The sequence below is a fragment of the Pacificoceanicola niger genome (assembly GCF_048553275.1).
GTDB lineage: Bacteria > Pseudomonadota > Alphaproteobacteria > Rhodobacterales > Rhodobacteraceae > Pacificoceanicola.
The window spans coordinates 1-712 of record NZ_JBLZMW010000054.1; the positions used below are offsets into that span (position 1 = coordinate 1).

Sequence of the window (712 nt, forward strand, 5' to 3'; positions counted from 1 at the left end):
GCTGACGGGGCTGACGGATGCACGAAAGACTTGGGGATTTGGCCTGTGTTTCCTGCATCTGCGCAACGTTAAGGGGCATCCTTGGAACCACAAACGCGTCTATCGGATCTACTGCGAGCTGGAACTCAACCTGCGGATCAAGCCCCGAAAGCGGCTGAAACGGGAGAAGCCTGATGTCCTGGCGGTGCCAGACGCGCCCAATGTGACCTGGTCAATGGACTCCATGGCGGATCGCCTCGGCGACGGCAGGGCTTTTCGGCTTTTGAACGTGCTGGATGACTTCAACCGAGAAGGGCTGGGGATCGAGGTTGATTTCTCACTCCCTGCCGAACGGGTGATACGAAGCCTGAACCGCATCATCGAGTGGCGCGGAACGCCCGGCACAATTCGGGTGGACAATGGCCCCGAATACATCAGCGAGACGCTCCGAATATGGGCTGAGAAGCAGGGTATCACCATTCAGCACATCCAACCCGGACAGCCCCAGCAGAACGCCTATGTCGAACGCTACAACCGGACGGTTCGACATGAGTGGTTGGACCAACACATCATCGAAAGCATCGAGGAGGCACAGGATCAGGCCACACAATGGCTCTGGACATATAACAACGACCGCCCGAACATGGGCATCGGCGGCATCACACCCGCCATGAAACTGAAAATGGCCGCGTAAGTTCTACGGATGCACCCCGTTAAAAAGGGGGAGATTACC

1 protein-coding gene is annotated in these 712 nt (G+C 57.3%); it reads left to right on the plus strand.

Translation table 11 applies throughout. The annotated features are described in order from the left end of the window. On the plus strand, window positions 1-673 hold a 673-nt coding region (locus ACN2XU_RS24215), incomplete at its 5' end, for an IS3 family transposase (protein WP_419412897.1). Window positions 674-712 lie beyond the last annotated feature (39 nt).